This is a genomic window from Bacillus cereus group sp. N21 (assembly GCF_016483395.1).
GTDB classification, from domain to species: domain Bacteria; phylum Bacillota; class Bacilli; order Bacillales; family Bacillaceae_G; genus Bacillus_A; species Bacillus_A pseudomycoides.
The window spans coordinates 1-447 of the sequence record NZ_JAEHBX010000246.1; the positions used below are offsets into that span (position 1 = coordinate 1).

A 447-nucleotide genomic window follows, 5' to 3' on the forward strand; every position below is an offset into this window, starting at 1 on the left:
GGTATCGCATCATAATCTGTAATTTATTAGGAAATTCAGGTCCTACTTTTTTTATAATTTATTTTTGCACCAGAACCTTTCGAACTATTCCTTGGATAATTTGTATGAGAAACTGCATGGTCCCAACCAACTGTTGGATCTTTCATTAGTGTTACTTTAAAATTTCCTGAAGCATCACTTTTAGATTTCATGAATATCTTTAATCGGCCCTTATTAGAATCATAATAAAATCTAGTAGTACCATCTAAATTCGAATCAAATTCATAAGAAAAGTCCCAAGGTAATTGTTTCGTTGCAAGTGTTGTAATGGATTCCTCTTTACCTTCAGATGTTTGTAATACAACAGAAGAGTTGTCTTCTGATACTAAAGCATTATTTGTCGAAAGAGTATCAGCCTGTGCATCACTACCAAAAAAAGTTACAGAAAGAGTCAGAATCATAGTAACA

1 protein-coding gene is annotated in these 447 nt (G+C 32.4%); it reads right to left on the bottom strand.

Features of this window, described 5'->3' with window-relative positions; all coding sequences use genetic code 11:
• Positions 1-35 precede the first annotated feature (35 nt).
• The coding region (locus JDS96_RS30705; RefSeq protein ID WP_199669118.1) for a hypothetical protein at positions 36-447 on the bottom strand (412 nt) is incomplete at its 5' end.